A 16,506-nucleotide genomic window follows, 5' to 3' on the forward strand; every position below is an offset into this window, starting at 1 on the left:
GCAGCATGAGCACGCCCTACCCGTTCACCGCCGTCGTCGGGATGGCGGACCTGCGGCTCGGGCTGCTGCTGAACGCCGTCTCCCCCGCGATCGGCGGGGTGCTCGTGCGCGGCGAGAAGGGGACCGCCAAGTCCACCGCCGTCCGGGCGCTGGCGGCGCTCATGCCGCGGCTGGCGGTCGTGCCGGGATGCCGGTTCTCCTGCGATCCGGCCGCGCCCGACCCCGCCTGCCCGGACGGCCCGCACGCCGCGGAGGCCGGCTCCGGCGCGGTCGGCGGCGAGACGCGCCCCGCCCGCATGGTGGAACTGCCGGTCGGCGCCTCCGAGGACCGCCTGGTGGGCGCCCTGGACATCGAACGGGCGCTGGCCGAGGGCGTGAAGGCCTTCGAACCGGGCCTGCTGGCCGACGCCCACCGGGGCGTGCTGTACGTGGACGAGGTGAACCTGCTCCACGACCACCTGGTCGACCTGCTGCTGGACGCGGCGGCGATGGGCGCCTCGTACGTGGAGCGCGAGGGCGTCTCCGTGCGGCACGCCTCGCGGTTCCTGCTGGTCGGGACGATGAACCCGGAGGAGGGCGAGCTGCGTCCGCAGCTGCTGGACCGGTTCGGGCTGACCGTGGAGGTCGCCGCCTCGCGCGAGACGGAGGAGCGGGTCGAGGTCGTCCGGCGCCGGCTGGCCTACGACGCCGACCCGGCGGGCTTCGCCGCGCGGTGGACGGAGCAGGAGTCGGAGCTGCGGGAGCGCATCGCCACGGCGCGCGCGCTGCTGCCCGAGGTGCGGCTCGGTGACGGTGCGCTGCGCCAGATCGCGGCGACCTGCGCCGCGTTCGAGGTGGACGGGATGCGCGCCGACATCGTCATGGCGCGCACGGCGACGGCGCTGGCCGCCTGGGCGGGGCGCACGGACGTGCTGGAGGAGGACGTGCGGCGGGCCGCCCTGCTGGCCCTCCCCCACCGCAGGCGCCGCAACCCCTTCGACGCGCCGGGCCTGGACGAGGACAAGCTCGACGAGGTCCTGGAGGAGAACGGCGCCGGGGACGCCCCGGACCCGGACGACGACCCGCCGAACCCGCAGGGCCCCTCGGACGGGCCGGACGGGCCCGGCGACGGCCCGGACGGCGGGGGCCCGGACCGCGGGCCGGGCGGAGTGCCACCGCAGGACGACGCGTCGGCGCCCACCGACGCCCCCGCCGACTCGCCGGCCGGGCCGCCCGGCGACACGTCCGGCGAGGAAGGCGCCGGGCCCGAGCCGTCCGTCCCGCAGCAGGGCTCGGGGCCCGGCGAGGGACGTCCGGCCCCCGCCACCGAGCCGTTCAAGGCCCGCACGCTGTCCGTGCCCGGCCTCGGCGAGGGCGCGGCCGGGCGGCGCTCACGGGCCCGCACCGCGCAGGGGCGCACGACCGGGGCGCGTCGGCCGCACGGGGCGCTCGGGAAGCTGCACCTGGCCGCCACCGTGCGGGCGGCGGCACCGCACCAGCGCGCACGCGGACGGCACGGCGCCGGGCTGCGTCTGCGGCGGGACGACCTGCGGGAGGCGGTGCGCGAGGGCCGCGAGTCGAACCTCGTCCTGTTCGTCGTGGACGCCTCCGGGTCGATGGCGGCCCGGCAGCGCATGAGCGCCGTCAAGGGGGCCGTCCTCTCGCTGCTCCTGGACGCCTACCAGCGCCGCGACAAGGTCGGCATGGTGACGTTCCGCCGCTCCGGCGCCGAGGTGGTCCTGCCCCCGACGTCGTCCGTGGACGCGGCGGCCGCCCGGCTGGAGGCGCTGCCGACCGGCGGCCGCACGCCCCTGGCGGAGGGCCTGCTGACGGCCCGCGACGTGCTGCGGGTGGAGCGGATGCGCGATCCGGCGCGGCGTCCGCTGCTGGTCACCGTCACCGACGGACGGGCCACCGGCGGCGTCGAGCCGGTGCCGCGCGCCCGCCGGGCGGCCCGGCTGCTGGCGGCCGAGGGCACCGCGTCCGTCGTCGTGGACTGCGAGAGCGGGCCGGTGCGCCTCGGCCTGGCCGCCGAGCTGGCGCGGGACCTCGGCGGACCCGCGGTGACACTGGAGGAGTTGCGCGCGGACACCGTGTCCGCGCTGGTCAAGGACGTACGGAGGGTCGCGTAATGCCGAAGGGACAGCCGAGCGTGGTGCCGCAGGACGGGCTGACGACGCGTCAGCGGCGCAACCGTCCGCTGCTCATGGTCCACACGGGCACGGGCAAGGGGAAGTCGACGGCGGCGTTCGGTATGGCGCTGCGCGCGTGGAATCAGGGCTGGCCGGTCGGGGTCTTCCAGTTCGTGAAGTCGGCGAAGTGGAAGGTCGGCGAGGAGCGGGCGCTGAAGGTGCTGGGCGCCTCCGGCGAGGGCGGCAGCGTCGCCTGGCACAAGATGGGTGAAGGCTGGTCGTGGGTCCAGCGGGACCTGGAGGACAGCGAGGAGGCCGCCCGCGAGGGCTGGGAGCAGGTCAAGCGGGACCTGGCCGCCGAGACCCACCGGTTCTACGTGCTCGACGAGTTCGCCTACCCGATGCACTGGGGCTGGGTGGACGTCGGGGAGGTCGTCGACGTCCTGCGCGCCAGGCCCGGCACCCAGCACGTCGTCGTCACCGGACGCAACGCGCCGCAGCCGCTCCTGGAGGCGGCCGACCTCGTGACGGAGATGGGCAAGGTCAAGCACCCGATGGACGCGGGCCAGAAGGGCCAGCGGGGCATCGAGTGGTGATCGCGTGACGCACATCCCCCGGCTGGTCCTGGCGGCACCGGCCTCCGGGAGCGGCAAGACCACCGTGGCGACGGGCCTGATGGCCGCCTTCGCCGAACGCGGCATGGCCGTCTCCGGGCACAAGGTCGGGCCCGACTACATCGACCCCGGCTACCACGCGCTCGTCACCGGCCGCCCCGGCCGCAACCTGGACGCCTACCTGTGCGGACCCGAACGGGTCGCCCCGCTGTTCCTGCACGGTGCCGCCGGGGCCGAACTGGCCGTCGTCGAGGGCGTGATGGGCCTGTTCGACGGCGCGAGCGGGCTGGGCGAGACGGGGTCGACGGCGCAGGTCGCCAAGGTGCTGCGGGCTCCGGTGGTGCTCGTGGTGGACGCCTCCTCGCAGTCCCGGTCGGTCGCGGCGCTCGTGCACGGCTTCGCCTCCTGGGACACCGGGGTGCGGCTGGCCGGGGTGATCCTCAACAAGGTGGGCTCGGCACGCCACGAGGCGCTGCTGCGCGAGGCGCTGGAGGAGTCCGGGGTGCCGGTCCTCGGCGCGCTGCTGCGCAAGCCGCAGGTGAGCGCCCCCTCCCGGCACCTGGGCCTGGTCCCGGTGGCCGAACGCCGGGCGGAGGCGGTGGACGCTGCCTCCGCGCTGGCCGCGCAGGTGCGGGCGGGCGTGGACCTGGACGCGGTCCTGGCACTCGCCCGCAGCGCGCCGCCGCTGCCCGACACCCCCTGGGAACCGCCGGTGGTGCGCAGCCCGGCCCGCCGCCCGGTGGTCGCGGTCGCGGGCGGGGCGGCGTTCACGTTCGCCTACACCGAGCACACCGAACTGCTGCGGGCCGCCGGGGCGGACGTCGTCCCCTTCGACCCGCTGCGCGACGAGCGGCTGCCCGAGGGAACGTCCGGGGTGGTGATCGGCGGCGGGTTCCCCGAGGTGTACGGCCCGGAGTTGTCGGCGAACAGCCGCCTGCGCGAGGCCGTGGCCCGGTTCTCCGGCCCGGTCGCGGCGGAGTGCGCCGGGCTGCTCTACCTGGGCCGGGAGCTGGACGGGCTGCCGATGTGCGGGGTGCTGGACGTCTCGGCGCGGATGACGGGACGGCTGACGCTGGGCTACCGGGAGGCCGTGGCGCTGGAGGAGAGTGTGCTGGCGGTGCCCGGCACCCGGGTGCGGGGCCACGAGTTCCACCGCACGACGACCGAGCCCGGTGCGGGCCCCCGTCCGGCGTGGGGCATGACGCGCCCCGAGCGGCGCGTCGAGGGCTTCGTGCGGGAGCAGGTGCACGCGTCCTACCTGCACGTGCACTGGGCCGCCGAACCGGGCCTGGCCCAGCGGTTCGTGGAGAGGTGTGCGGCGTGGTCGCCCCCGGCCGGGTGACCGTGGGAATCGGCGCCCGGCGCGGGGCCGCGGCCGAGGAGGTGCTGGGCGTCGTCGCCGCCGCGCTGTCCCGCGTCGGTCTTCCGGCCGGCGCCGTCGAGTGCCTGGCCACGGTCGAGGCCAGGGCCGCCGAGCCCGGGCTCGTCGCGGCGGCCGGACGGCTGGGCGTGCCGTTGCGCGGGCACAGCGCGGCGGCCCTGGCCGAGGTGCCGGTGCCGCACCCGTCGGCGCTCCCGGCGGCGGCCCTCGGCACCCCGTCCGTCGCCGAGGCCGCGGCCCTCCTGGGGGCGGGGCCGGGGGCCGAACTGCTCGTTGCCAAACTGAGGTCGGCGCCCCTGACCGGAGGATCCCGGGTCACGTGCGCCGTGGCCGGGCGCCCACCCCGTTGATCCGCCCGCCCGTCCCCACGCACCAGCACCAGCACCAGCACCAGCACCACAGGAGTACACGTGACCACCGCGCCAGCCCTGCTCGCCGTCGGCCCCGGGACCCGCGACGCGTCCGGGACGGAGGGCGTCCGTTCGTTCGTCGGCCGCCTCGGTGACGGCGGGGCCGGAGCACCGGTGGCCTGGGCCCTGACCGGGCCGGGCGGCCCCTCGCCGGCCGAGGCCGTCGCCGACCTCGCCGGGCGGGGGGTGCGACGGCTGGCCGTCGTCCCGCTGACCCTCGACGTCGACCCCGGCGCGACCGGGCCGGGGGACGCCGTCGCCCGCGCCGTCGCCGCCCACCCCGGGCTGGACGCGGTCTGCGGGCGGCCCCTCGGCGCGCACCCGTTCGTCCTCGACGCGCTGGAGCGCCGGGTGGAGGAGGCGCTGGGCACGACGAGCCGGACGCCGGGCGACCGCGCGGACACGACCGTGCTGCTCGTCGGGCGGGGCACTGTGGAGCCCGAGGCCAACGCCGAGCTGCACCGGGCGGCGCGGCTGCTGTGGGAGGGCAGAGGGTTCGCGGGCGTGGAGACCGCCTTCGTCTCCGTCGCCGCCCCGGACGTCACCTCCGGGCTGGAGCGCTGCCGCGCGCTGGGCGCCCGGCGCGTCGTCGTCCTGCCGTACTTCCTCTTCCCCGAGGACGCCACGGACCGCGCGGCGCTTCAGGTGGAGGGCTGGTCCGCCGTGTACCCCGAGACGGACGTGCGGCTCGCGGGCGTCCTCGGCGCGGGTGCCTCACTGACCGGGCTGGTGTGGCAGCGCTACCGGGAGGCGCTGGCCTGCCCGGGCCGGGCCGGGGCCGGCTGCTGCGCCCACCCCCGGGCGGGGGCCCCCGGGGGCGCGCCGTGCGGGGAACCCGGCGCGGACTTCGGCGAGGGGCCGGCGCGGGCATGAGCACGCACGCTCCCACCGAACCGGACCTGCGCCACCACGGCGACGCGGAGGTGCGCGACGCGGCGGGCCTGACGGACCTGGCCGTCAACGTGCGCACCGGCACGCCCCCGTCGTGGCTGAAGGCCCGGATCGCGGCCTCGCTCGACTCCCTCGCCGCCTACCCCGACGACCGCCCGGCCCGGCGTGCGGTGGCCCGGCACCACGGCGTGCCGGAGGAGTGCGTCCTGCTCACGGCCGGAGCGGCCGAGGCGTTCGTCCTGCTCGCCCGCGCCCTGCGGGTCCGGCACCCCGTCGTCGTCCACCCGCAGTTCACCGAGCCGGAGGCCGCGCTGCGCGACGCGGGCCACCCGGTGGCGCGGGTCCTGCTGGAGGCCGCCGACGGGTTCCGGCTGCGGCCCGGCGCCGTGCCCGAGGAGGCGGACCTCGTCGTCGTGGGCAACCCGACCAACCCGACGTCGGTGCTGCACCCGGCGGGCGCCCTCGGGGCGCTGGCCCGCCCGGGCCGGACGCTGGTGGTGGACGAGGCGTTCATCGACGCCGTCCCCGGCGAGCGGGAGTCGCTGGTGCCGCACCTCGCGGAGCTGCCCGGCTCCGTCGTCGTCCTGCGCAGCCTGACCAAGACGTGGGGCCTGGCGGGCCTGCGGATCGGCTACGTCCTGGCCGGTGCGCCGGTCATCGCCGCGCTGGCGGAGCAGCAGCCGCTGTGGCCCGTCGGCACCCCGGCCCTGGCGGCGGCCGAGGCCTGCTGCTCGGCACGGGCCCGCGCGGAGGCCGAGGCGGCGGCCCGCGTCTTCGCGGCGGACCGGGCCCACCTGCTGGCCCGGCTGCGGGAGTTCGGGGAGATCGGCCACGCCACGGCCGCCCCCGAGGGGCCGTTCCTGCTCATCCACCACCCGGAGGGGGCGGAGCTCCGCGCGCGGCTGCGCCGGTCGGGGTACGCGCTACGGCGCGGCGACACCTTCCCCGGTCTGGGTCCCCGGTGGCTGCGGCTGGCCGTCCGGGACCGCGCCACGACGGACGGACTCGTGCGGGCCCTGGGCGCGGCGGGGGTGCGCTGAGCGGCGCCGTACCGCGCCGCCACCGCGCCCCCTGCCGCGCCCCGGCCCCGGTCCCGGCGCCTGACCCGGGGCAGGCTCCCCCGGCGCGCCCCGGGTCAGGCGCCGCGCCGCCGCAGCAGGAGCAGCGCACCGCCGACGGCGAGCAGGCCCGCCGCCCCGCCCAGCAGGTAGGGGGTGCGGGAGTCGCCGCCGGTCGCGGCGAGGTCGGGGCCCTCGTCGGGCTGTTCGACCCGCGCGGCCGGCCCGGCCTGCGGCACGGTGCCCTCCGGCTCCCGCCCCTCGGGGGCGGGCCGCTCCGGCTCGGCGGGCTCCGGGTCGGCGGCCTCCTCGGGGCCCGCGGGCGTGCGGCAGCTCACCTCCGCCAGGGTGACGCGGCCCTCGACCTCGGCCACGTTCAGGTTCAGGGGGTCGACGGAGACCGCGAGTTCCAGCGCCGCGGCCGCCGCGCCACCCGGGGTGCTCTCCCGCTGGGCGAAGGTCAGGCCCACCTCACCGACGCCCGGCACGGAGACCGTCGTCGGGCCACCGGCACGGAGCGCGACGCGTTTGCCGAGCACCGTCACCGAGCCCGGCACGTCGACCTCGGCCGTGGCGTCCGCGCCGAGGGCGCACTCGACCTCGGCGGAGACCGTCTCGGCCTCGATGACGGACAGCAGGGGCAGGCCGGGGAGGTGGACGCGGGCACGGGCGAGCGTGACGCCCGCGGCGGCGCGGTCGGCGGTGGCCTCGGCCCGCGCCTCGGCGACCTCGGCCCGCAGGACGCTGAACGGCTCACCGCCGTGCACCCCGTCGAGCTCGGCGGTGAGCGCGGTCTTCCCGGCGGTCTCGGGCCGGGGCCCCGCGCCGGGCGCGGAGACCTCGTTGAGTGCGGTCTCCAGGGGGATCTCGACGGTGTCGTCGAGCAGGGAGACGTCGAGCTGCGCACGCAGCACCGCGGCGTGGGCCGCGCCTTCCCGGCCCGCTCCGCCACCGTCCCCGGTGGCGTGGGCGGGCGCGGCCGCGGCGCCGGTGAGCGCGGTCGCGGCGAGCAGGCTGAGGACGGACGTGTTCACGGCAGGGAACCCCCACGGACGTACGGACGTCACCGCACGGCGTATGAGGGGACATCGCTCGTGCCGGTGACCGGGACCCCGTCATGGTTGACGCGGGCCGTCGCCCCCGTCCGCGTTCCCGGACCGGTTCACCCGGACGGGGCGCGGCCGAACACCGTGGCGAAACACCGGCCGCTACCGCACGACGCGCCCCCGCAGCACCACGCGGCGCGGCCGCGCCAGGACCCGGACGTCCGCGCGCGGGTCCTCGTCGTAGACGACGAGGTCCGCCGGCTCGCCCTCCCCCAGCGCCGGACGGCCGAGCCAGGCCCGCGCGCCCCAGGTCGTGGCGGAGAGGGCGTCCAGGGCGGGGATCCCGGCCCGGACCAGTTCCGCCACCTCCTCGGCGACCAGCCCGTGGGCCAGGGAACCGCCCGCGTCCGTGCCGACGAAGACGGGGATACCCGCGTCGTAGGCGGCCCGTACCGTCGCGTAGCGCCGCGCGTGCAGTCGGCGCATGTGGTCGGCCCAGCGGGGGAACTTCCCCTCCCCGCCGTCCGCCAGGTGCGGGAACGTGGCGATGTTGACCAGGGTGGGCACGATGGCGATGCCGCGCTCCGCGAAGAGCGGGATCGTCTCCTCGGTGAGCCCGGTGGCGTGCTCCACGCAGTCGATTCCGGCCTCCGCGAGGTCCCGCAGGGAGTCCTCGGCGAAGCAGTGGGCGGTGACCCGGGCGCCCTCCTCGTGCGCGGCGGCGATGGCCGCCCGTACGGCGTCGCGGGGCCAGCAGGCCGTGAGGTCGCCGACCTCCCGGTCGATCCAGTCGCCGACGAGCTTGACCCAGCCGTCGCTGCGCCGGGCCTCCCGGCGCACGTAGGCCACCAGCTCCTCGGGTTCGATCTCGTGTGCGTAGTTGCGGATGTAACGGCGGGTGCGGGCGATGTGACGCCCCGCGCGGACGATCTTCGGCAGGTCGGCGCGGTCGTCGATCCACCGGGTGTCGGCGGCCGAGCCCGCGTCGCGGATGAGGAGCGTGCCGGCGTCACGGTCGGTGAGGGCCTGCTTCTCGCTGGTGATCGCGTCGACGGCGCCGTGCGCGTCCAGCCCGACGTGGCAGTGGGCGTCGACCAGCCCGGGAAGGGCCCAGCCGCGGACCGTGACGACCTCGCGCGCCAGGAGGGGCCGGGTGTGGCTGATCCGCCCGTCGACCACCCATACCTCGTCGCGTACCTCCCGCGGTCCGACCAGGACCGGGCCCGTGATGTGCAGCACCGCGCTTCCGCTCATGCCCGCACTGTACGAGGGGGGCACCAAGGGGCACGAGCCCCCTCCGCGCTCCTCGACGGCGACGGGCCGAGCAGCGCGGAGGGGGCCCGCCGCGGGCCGGACACCGTGGGTCGCGAAGAATTCACCGACACGCTACGCTCACGGAATCGAGGGGATCGAATACCTTCTGAATTCGTTATTCTGCGTAGCCGCCCGTTCTCTTCTTCCCGCTTTTTCGCAGGTCAAACCAACTTCTTTATCAGCGGCCCGGAAAGCCCGCGATGCGGACAGGCGCCTCGGTCGTTATGCACCTGTGACAGACTCCACAGGGGCGGCGTTCTGGGCCGGCATGTCCGACATGACCAGTCATTTTACCCGCAGCCGGTGCCACAGGCGCGCCCGCGCGCGATAACATGTCCAGGCCCTGTGCGTAACCCCGCGCCACGATGCAATCTGACTTTTTCCTGGGTAAATTAAATCGACATGACCCCCGCACAAGCTGACCATGCACGTGCTCGAAGCGAATTCATCGGAATGCCCGAGGAACTGAAGCTCGACACCCCACGGGTGGACGACGGCGCCGCTATCTGGCGCATCGCCCGCGACTCCCGGGTGCTCGACCTGAACTCGTCCTACAGCTACCTCCTGTGGTGCCGCGACTTCGCCGCCACCTCCGTGGTGGCGCGGGACGGGAACGGCGACCCGGTCGGCTTCATCACCGGCTACATCCGTCCCCAGGAGCCCCGGACCCTGCTCATCTGGCAGGTCGCGGTGGACGAGAGCCAGCGGGGCCGCGGCCTGGCCGGAGCCATGCTGGACGGGTTGACCGCCCGTGTCGCCGAGGAACTGGGCGCGGACCGGATCGAGACCACGGTCACGCCCGACAACGTCCCCTCCAACCGGCTGTTCACCTCCTTCGCCGACCGCCACGGCGCGGGGCTGCACCGCGAGGTGCTGTTCGACGGCGAGGTCTTCCCCGGTGACGGGCACGAGCCCGAGGTGCTGTACCGCATCGGCCCGGTGCGCGCCCTCGCCGGCGCGCCCGGCTGAGGCGCCGCCCCGCCGGCCACCCCGCCGCGGCGGTCCCGCACGGCCGCCGCCCCACAGACTTCCTCCTCTTCACGACTCACTCCCAGGAGCCTTCCGTGACCATCACCCAGCCGGACCTGAGCGTCTTCGAGACCCTGGAGTCGGAGGTGCGCGGCTACTGCCGCGGCTGGCCCACGATCTTCGACCGTGCCCAGGGCAGCCACATGTACGACGAGGACGGCCACACGTACCTCGACTTCTTCGCGGGTGCGGGCTCACTCAACTACGGGCACAACAACCCGGTGCTCAAACGCGCGCTGATCGACTACCTGGAGCGCGACGGCGTCACGCACGGCCTGGACATGTCCACGGTCGCCAAGCGGGCGTTCCTGGAGACCTTCCAGAACGTGGTGCTGCGCCCGCGTGACCTGCCCTACAAGGTCATGTTCCCCGGCCCCACCGGCACCAACGCCGTCGAGGCCGCGCTCAAGCTGGCCCGCAAGGTCAAGGGCCGCGAGTCGATCGTGTCCTTCACCAACGCGTTCCACGGCATGTCGCTGGGCTCGCTCGCCGTCACCGGCAACGCCTTCAAGCGCGCCGGCGCGGGCATCCCGCTGGTCCACGGCACGCCGATGCCGTTCGACGCCTACCTCGACGGGTCGACGCCGGACTTCATCTGGTTCGAGCGCCTGCTGGAGGACTCCGGCTCGGGCCTCAACCAGCCCGCCGCCGTGATCGTCGAGACGGTGCAGGGCGAGGGCGGCATCAACGTGGCCCGGCCCGAGTGGCTGCGCGCCCTGGCCGACCTGTGCGAGCGGTACGACATGCTGCTCATCGTCGACGACATCCAGATGGGCTGCGGCCGCACCGGTGCCTTCTTCTCGTTCGAGGAGGCGGGCATCACGCCGGACATCGTCACCGTCTCGAAGTCCATCAGCGGCTACGGTCTGCCCATGTCGCTGACCCTCTTCAAGCCGGAGCTGGACATCTGGGAGCCGGGCGAGCACAACGGCACGTTCCGCGGCAACAACCCGGCGTTCGTGACGGCCACCGCCGCCCTGGAGACGTACTGGGCCGACGGCCAGATGGAGAAGCAGACCCTCGCCCGGGGCGAGCAGGTCGAGGCCGCCCTCGGCGAGATCGCCCGCGAGCACCCGGACGCCGTCGTGGAGTACCGCGGCCGCGGCCTGGTGTGGGGCATGGAGATGGCCGACAAGGCCGCCGCCGGCAAGATCGCCCGGCGCTGCTTCGACCTCGGTCTGCTGATCGAGACCTCCGGTCCGGAGAGCGAGGTCGTCAAGCTGCTCCCCGCCCTGACCACCACTCCCGAGGAGCTGGACGAGGGTCTGCGCATCCTGGCGCGCGCGGTCCGCGAGACGCTCTGACCCCTGTTGCGCCACCCTTAAGGCCCGCTCCCCTCAGGGGGGCGGGCCGCCCCGTAGCCAAGCGAGCAGAAAGGCACCACGAAGTGATCGTCCGTTCCCTTCAGGAGATCGAGGACACCGACCGGGACATCCGTTCCGCCTCGGGGACGTGGCGCAGCAAGCGCCTCATCCTGGCCAAGGAGAAGGTCGGGTTCTCGTTCCACGAGACCGTGCTCTACGCCGGTACGGAGACCTCGATGTGGTACGCGAACCACGTCGAGGCCGTCCTGTGCGTGGAGGGCGAGGCCGAGCTGACGAACGACGAGACCGGTGAGAAGCACTGGATCAGCCCCGGCACCATGTACCTGCTCGACGGTCACGAGAAGCACACGCTGCGCCCGAAGACGGACTTCCGGGTGATCTGCGTCTTCAACCCGCCGGTCACCGGTCGTGAGGACCACGACGAGAACGGTGTCTACCCGCTCCTCACCGAGAGCGACTAAGCCGTCGGCGCGGGTCACGGAGCCCCGAACAGGGGTTTTCGTGGCCCGCGCCGTCTTTGGAACGTTTCCTGTGGGGAACACGCCGACCCAGGGGTACTCCCCCGCAGGCGAACGACCTGGAAAGAGGACAGGGCCGTACGAGAGGAGAGGAAGGAAACTCCATGACCACCGCACCCGAGCGCATCACCGACCTGTATCCGACCCGGGGGACCACCGAGGTGGCCAGCCCGCGGCAGGACCCGGTGGTGTGGTCCGCACCGGGGGCACCCGGCCCCATCTCGGCCGGGCACCTGGCGGACTACGAGCGTGACGGGTTCCTCGCGGTCGACCGGCTGATCACCCCTGACGAGGTGACGGCGTACCGCGCGGAACTGGAAAGGCTCATCTCGGACCCGGGGATCCGCGCCGACGAACGCTCGATCGTCGAGCCGCAGTCGCAGGAGATCCGGACCGTGTTCGAGGTGCACAAGATCAGTGAGGTCTTCGCCGCGCTGGTCAGCGACCCCCGGGTCGTCGGCCGGGCACGGCAGATCCTGGGGTCGGACGTCTACGTCCACCAGTCCAGGATCAACGTCAAGCCGGGGTTCGGGGCCCGGGGCTTCTACTGGCACTCCGACTTCGAGACCTGGCACGCGGAGGACGGCCTCCCGAACATGCGGACCGTGTCGGTGTCGATCGCTCTCACCGAGAACTACGACACCAACGGCGGCCTGATGATCATGCCGGGCTCCCACAAGAAGTTCCTCGGCTGCGCCGGGGAGACTCCGAAGGACAACTACAAGAAGTCGCTGCAGATGCAGGACGCCGGCACCCCGTCCGACGAGGCACTGACCGAGTTCGCGACCGCACACGGTATTCGGCTCTTCACGGGCAAGGCCGGTTCGGCCACCTGGTTCGACTGCAACTGCATGCACGGCTCCGGCGACAACATCACGCCCTATCCGCGCAGCAACGTCTTCATCGTGTTCAACAGCGTCGAGAACACCGCTGAGGAACCGTTCGCCGCTCCGATGAGGCGACCGGAGTACCTGGGAGCGCGCGACTTCACGCCGGTTCGCTGACGCTCCGCCTGTCCCTTTCCAGATCGCGCCGTGGGTGCCGGTCGGGCCTGCCCAGGCCCGGCCGGCGCCCACGGGCGCGTGGGGCCGCCGCCGCGCGGGTGCCCGTTCGGGGGGCTCCGACGGGCACCCCGAACGCACGGCGCACCTGCCGCTGCCCGGCACCCCACGGCGCCGCCTAGCGTGCCCGGGGCGCGGATCGGGGCCCCCGGCCCGCGCCGACGCCAGGGACGCGGACCGTGGGAGCGATGTGCCGGAGGATCACAGGAGCAGGCGGGCGTGGGCCCTGGCCGTGCTGTGCGCGGCCCAGTTCGTGTCCATGCTCGACATCACGGTGGTCAACCTGGCGCTGCCGAGCATCCGCCGCGAGCTGGGCACCGGAGTGGCGGGACTCCAGTGGATCGTCGGCGCCTACGTGCTGGCCTTCGCCTGCTTCCTGCTGTCCGGCGGTTCGCTCGGCGACCGGCTGGGGCGCCGGCGGGTGTTCCTGTGGGGGCTGACGGTCTTCACCGCCGGCTCCCTGCTGTGCGCGGCCGCGCAGTCGCTGGGCGTCCTGGTGGCGGGCCGGGCCGTCCAGGGCGTCGGCGCCGCCCTGTTCGTACCGGCCACCCTGGCCGTGCTGACGCACCTGTACCCGGAGCCGGGCGAACGGGCCCGCGCGATCGGGGTCTGGTCGGGCGTCTCGGCCCTGGCCCTGCCGCTGGGTCCCGTACTCGGCGGGGTCCTGGTGGACGCGCTGGGCTGGGCGAGCGTGTTCTGGATCAACGGCCCGTTCGGCCTGGCGACCGTGGTGCTCGCCCTGCGGGTGCTGCCCGCGGTCCCGGCCCTGCCGCGCCGGTTCGACGTCCCCGGCCAGCTCCTCGCCGTCGGCTGGCTGGGCTGCCTGGCCGCCGCGCTGATCGAGGCCGAGCGTTCGGGATGGTCCTCCCCCGGCATCGTGTCCCTGCTCGGTCTGGCCGGTGTCCTGCTGGCGGCGTTCCTGGCGGTCGAGCACCGCTCGGCGGAGCCGATGGTGCCCCTCTCGCTCTTCCGCGACCGCCGGTTCGCGGCGTGCAACGGCGTCCTGTTCGCCGTCGCCTTCGGCCTCCTCGGGTCGTTCCTGTTCCTGTCGCTGTTCGTGCAGCAGGTGCAGGGGTACAGCCCCTCGCAGGCCGGGCTGCGCATGCTGCCGCTGCTGCTGCCCGCCGCGGTGGCCGCGCCGGTGGCCGGTCGGCTGGCGGCGCGCTACGACCCGGCGCTGCCCATGGTCTGCGGACTGCTGAGCACCGGCACGGGGCTGCTGGTGCTGACCACGGTGGAGGCCACCACCCCGTACGCCCTGTGGTGGCCGGCCCTGGTGCCGGTCGGCGCGGGGGTGGGCCTGACGATGGCCCCCACCAACGCCGCCCTGATGGGCTCCGTCCCCCCGGCCCGCGCCGGCATCGCCTCGGCGACGTCCATCGCCGGCCAGCAGGTCGGCAACGTGCTCGGGGTGGCGGTCGTGGGGGCCGTCGTGGCCACGGGGTTCTCGGCCTCGCTCACCGAGCGGGTCGACCGGCTCGGGCTGCCCCCGTCGGCCGGACGGGAGGTGGTGCGGGAGGCCGTGGACGGCGGACCGGAGGCCGTTGACCCGGCCGGCGCGCGGGACCGCGCGTGGAGGGAGGAGGTGGACGCCGCGCTCACCGACGGCATGCACCGCGGACTCGCCGTGAGCGGTGGGGTGTACCTGGCGGGGGCCGCCGCCGCGGCGGTCCTCGTCCCCGCGCGGCGGCGTCCGCGCGCCGGACCGGCCGACGGGCGGCGGGACGGCGGCCCGCAAGAGCCGGACCGGGGAGCGGTCAGACGCTGACGGCGGAGGCCAGTTCCGCCAGCAGGGCCCGCTCCTGCCGGTGCAGGAAGAAGTGGTCCCCCTCCAGCACCTTGAGCGTGAAGCCGGCGTGGGTGTGGCGCCGCCACCGGGCGACGGAGCCGACGGGCACCTCGGCGTCGTCGCTCCCGGCGAAAGCGGTGATCGGACAGGTCAGCGGCCGGTCCGGCCGGTGGCGGTAGGTGTCGGCCACCGCGAGGTCGGCACGGAGGATCGGAACGAGCAGTTCCATCAGGGACTCGTCGGCCAGCACGTCCTCCGGCGTGCCGTTGAACGCCCTCAGCCGCTCGCGGAACTGCGGTTCGGGCAGGTCGTGGTCGGGGACGGCGGTGCGCGGCAGGTGCGGGGCGCGGAACGCGCCCACGAACAGGTGGACCGGCGGACGGCGGTGGCGCCGCTCCAGCACCCGGGCCAGCTCGAAGGCGACCAACGCGCCCAGGCTGTAGCCGAAGAGGGCGTACGGCGCGTCGCCGGCGGCGAGCACGCGCGGCAGCAGCTCGTCCACCAGCGGTTCGAGGCGGGTGTGGGGCGGCTCGCTCACGCGGCTGCCGCGCCCCGGCGGCTCCACCGGCACCACCTGGACGAAGGCGGGCAGGTGCCGCTCCCAGTCGGCGTACATCCGCGCGGAGCCCCCCGCGTAGGGCAGGCAGAACATCCGCAGGGGGGCCGCACCCGCACGGTCGGCGGGGCGGTGGGCGGGGGGCGGGGTGGGGGCGGTGGGGTCCACGGTGCTCACTCCTCACGCTCGGTGCCGACGGCGGAGGAGTGCGCGGCGCTCCCCGCCAGCAGCGAGACGATGGTCTGGAACTGGATGTTGGAGGTGCCCTCGTAGATCGCGCCCACCTTGGCGTCCCGGTAGAGCTTCTCCACCGGGTGCCGGGTGGCGAACCCGTTCCCCCCGAGGGTCTCCACGGCCTGCGCGGCGGCGCGTTCGGCGATCCGTGAGGCCACGTACTTGACCATCGAGGTGGCCCTGAGCCGTTCGTCCTGCGGCGCTCCGTGCTGGAGGAGGCGTGCGGTGTCGTAGAGCAGGGTGCGTGCCGCCTCCAGTTCGGCCGCCAGAGCGGCCAGCGGGAAGCCGACCCCCTGGAAGTCGATGAGGCGGGTGCCGAACTGCCGCCTGGCGCCCGCGTAGTCCCACGCGTACCGCAGGGCGCCGTCCGCGAGGCCGACCAGTTGGGCCGCGATGCCGAGCTTGCCGACGACCAGGGTCTCCACCATGAGCGCCGCGCCGCCGTCCGGGCGGCCCACCAGGTTCTGCCGGCCCACCCGCACCCCGTCCAGGACCACCTCGCACGTGGAGCTGGCCCGGATGCCCATCGTGCCCGCCGGCGGGCCGACGGACAGCCCCGGAGTGTCGCGTTCGACGAGGAAGGCGCCCAGGCGGGGCGCCCGCGCGTCGCCGCCGGTCCGGGCGAAGACCAGGAACAGGCCGGCCCGCTCGGCGCTGGTGATCCACTGCTTGCGCCCGGTCAGGCGGTAGGCGTCGCCGTCGGGTTCGGCGCGGGTGGCGAGGGCGAAGGCGTCACTGCCCGCGTCCTCCTCGGAAATGGCGTAGGCGCCGACCAGGCCGGTGGCGAGCCGGGGCAGGAAGCGCCGCTTCTGGTCGCCGCCGCCGTGCCGCAGCAGGGCGCTGGCGACCAGCGCGTTCTGCACGTCGACGAAGACGGCCACCGAGGGGTCGACCTTGGCGAGTTCCTCGATGGCGAGCACCACCCGGAACAGGTCGCCGCCCGCGCCCCCGTAGGCCCGGGGCACCTCGATCCCCATCAGTCCCGCCCGGAACAGCTCCTGGACCAGCGCGTCGTCGAGCCGCCCCGCCTCGTCCATGGCCCGTACCCGGGGTGCCACGGCACTGCGGGCGACCTCGCGGACCGTGCGGCGCCACTCGGCGTCGGGCCCGGACAGGACGGTCAGCGGCGGGGGGCAGCCCGGAGGGGGTGTCGCGGTCATCACGGTCCT

Annotated in this window: 15 protein-coding genes; 11 read left to right on the forward strand and 4 right to left on the reverse strand. The window is 75.0% G+C overall.

What is annotated here, in order from left to right:
- Window positions 1-5 precede the first annotated feature (5 nt).
- Genes IF129_RS00390 through cobC form a run of 6 tightly spaced genes read left to right on the forward strand, consistent with a single transcriptional unit; the run spans window position 6 to window position 6,447 of the window.
- On the forward strand, window positions 6-2,111 hold the full coding sequence (locus tag IF129_RS00390; protein ID WP_191208194.1) for a putative cobaltochelatase: 2,106 nt from the start codon (window positions 6-8) through the stop codon (window positions 2,109-2,111).
- Window positions 2,111-2,707, forward strand: coding sequence for a cob(I)yrinic acid a,c-diamide adenosyltransferase (cobO, locus tag IF129_RS00395; protein ID WP_191207350.1), 597 nt, complete (start codon window positions 2,111-2,113; stop codon window positions 2,705-2,707). The genes IF129_RS00390 and cobO overlap by 1 nt, the downstream gene beginning before the upstream one ends.
- 4 nt (window positions 2,708-2,711) lie before the next feature.
- Entirely contained in the window at window positions 2,712-4,067 is a 1,356-nt protein-coding gene (locus tag IF129_RS00400; RefSeq protein ID WP_191207351.1) for a cobyrinate a,c-diamide synthase, read from the forward strand.
- A complete protein-coding gene (locus tag IF129_RS00405) occupies window positions 4,046-4,456 on the forward strand; it encodes a cobalamin biosynthesis protein (RefSeq protein WP_318153468.1) in 411 nt (136 codons plus the stop codon). Before IF129_RS00400 ends, IF129_RS00405 begins: the two co-directional genes overlap by 22 nt.
- Window positions 4,457-4,516: 60 nt before the next feature.
- Window positions 4,517-5,389 (forward strand): sirohydrochlorin chelatase, encoded by an 873-nt coding sequence (locus IF129_RS00410; RefSeq protein ID WP_191207352.1) that lies wholly within the window; start codon window positions 4,517-4,519, stop codon window positions 5,387-5,389.
- Entirely contained in the window at window positions 5,386-6,447 is a 1,062-nt protein-coding gene (gene cobC / locus IF129_RS00415; RefSeq protein ID WP_191207353.1) for an Rv2231c family pyridoxal phosphate-dependent protein CobC, read from the forward strand. Before IF129_RS00410 ends, cobC begins: the two co-directional genes overlap by 4 nt.
- A 95-nt stretch (window positions 6,448-6,542) precedes the next feature.
- Here the strand turns inward: cobC and IF129_RS00420 are convergent, their stop codons facing one another.
- Window positions 6,543-7,499 carry an SCO1860 family LAETG-anchored protein gene (locus IF129_RS00420; protein ID WP_191207354.1) on the reverse strand — a complete coding sequence of 319 codons (957 nt, stop codon included), beginning with the start codon at window positions 7,497-7,499 and terminating at the stop codon, window positions 6,543-6,545.
- Window positions 7,500-7,673: 174 nt separating this feature from the next.
- A complete protein-coding gene (locus IF129_RS00425) occupies window positions 7,674-8,765 on the reverse strand; it encodes an amidohydrolase family protein (RefSeq protein WP_191207355.1) in 1,092 nt (363 codons plus the stop codon).
- Between the two features lie 513 nt (window positions 8,766-9,278).
- Between IF129_RS00425 and ectA the strand changes: the two genes are divergently transcribed.
- The 5 genes from ectA to IF129_RS00450 all read left to right on the forward strand — a co-directional run bounded on the left by ectA (window position 9,279) and on the right by IF129_RS00450 (window position 14,526).
- Window positions 9,279-9,794 carry a diaminobutyrate acetyltransferase gene (gene ectA / locus IF129_RS00430; protein WP_224754187.1) on the forward strand — a complete coding sequence of 172 codons (516 nt, stop codon included), beginning with the start codon at window positions 9,279-9,281 and terminating at the stop codon, window positions 9,792-9,794.
- Window positions 9,795-9,889: 95 nt separating this feature from the next.
- Complete coding sequence (ectB, locus tag IF129_RS00435) at window positions 9,890-11,158, forward strand: diaminobutyrate--2-oxoglutarate transaminase (protein WP_191207357.1); 1,269 nt, start codon at window positions 9,890-9,892, stop codon at window positions 11,156-11,158.
- A gap of 83 nt (window positions 11,159-11,241) precedes the next feature.
- Window positions 11,242-11,640: an ectoine synthase gene (locus IF129_RS00440; protein WP_191207358.1), complete on the forward strand. Its 399-nt coding sequence runs from the start codon at window positions 11,242-11,244 to the stop codon at window positions 11,638-11,640.
- A 161-nt stretch (window positions 11,641-11,801) separates the two neighbouring features.
- Window positions 11,802-12,701: an ectoine hydroxylase gene (gene thpD, locus IF129_RS00445; protein ID WP_191207359.1), complete on the forward strand. Its 900-nt coding sequence runs from the start codon at window positions 11,802-11,804 to the stop codon at window positions 12,699-12,701.
- A gap of 247 nt (window positions 12,702-12,948) precedes the next feature.
- Entirely contained in the window at window positions 12,949-14,526 is a 1,578-nt protein-coding gene (locus IF129_RS00450; protein ID WP_191207360.1) for an MFS transporter, read from the forward strand.
- Here IF129_RS00450 and IF129_RS00455 read toward each other — a convergent pair.
- Both IF129_RS00455 and IF129_RS00460 read right to left on the reverse strand, forming a co-directional pair.
- The gene (locus IF129_RS00455; protein WP_318153469.1) at window positions 14,516-15,271 is read right to left on the reverse strand and encodes a thioesterase II family protein; all 756 of its coding nucleotides are present in this window, start codon (window positions 15,269-15,271) and stop codon (window positions 14,516-14,518) included. The two genes, IF129_RS00450 and IF129_RS00455, sit on opposite strands and share 11 nt — an antisense overlap.
- A 5-nt stretch (window positions 15,272-15,276) precedes the next feature.
- Entirely contained in the window at window positions 15,277-16,497 is a 1,221-nt protein-coding gene (locus IF129_RS00460; protein ID WP_191207361.1) for an acyl-CoA dehydrogenase family protein, read from the reverse strand.
- Window positions 16,498-16,506 lie beyond the last annotated feature (9 nt).

Source organism: Streptomyces chumphonensis (assembly GCF_014779715.1).
Lineage (GTDB): Bacteria > Actinomycetota > Actinomycetes > Streptomycetales > Streptomycetaceae > Streptomyces > Streptomyces chumphonensis.

Coding starts and splice junctions, on each gene's coding strand:
- IF129_RS00390 (WP_191208194.1), top strand. CDS start 6: ATGAGCACGCCCTACCCGTTCACCGCCGTCGTCGGGATGGCGGACCTG.
- cobO (WP_191207350.1), top strand. CDS start 2,111: ATGCCGAAGGGACAGCCGAGCGTGGTGCCGCAGGACGGGCTGACGACG.
- cobC (WP_191207353.1), top strand. CDS start 5,386: ATGAGCACGCACGCTCCCACCGAACCGGACCTGCGCCACCACGGCGAC.
- IF129_RS00425 (WP_191207355.1), bottom strand. CDS start 8,765: ATGAGCGGAAGCGCGGTGCTGCACATCACGGGCCCGGTCCTGGTCGGA.
- ectA (WP_224754187.1), top strand. CDS start 9,279: ATGCCCGAGGAACTGAAGCTCGACACCCCACGGGTGGACGACGGCGCC.
- thpD (WP_191207359.1), top strand. CDS start 11,802: ATGACCACCGCACCCGAGCGCATCACCGACCTGTATCCGACCCGGGGG.
- IF129_RS00460 (WP_191207361.1), bottom strand. CDS start 16,497: ATGACCGCGACACCCCCTCCGGGCTGCCCCCCGCCGCTGACCGTCCTG.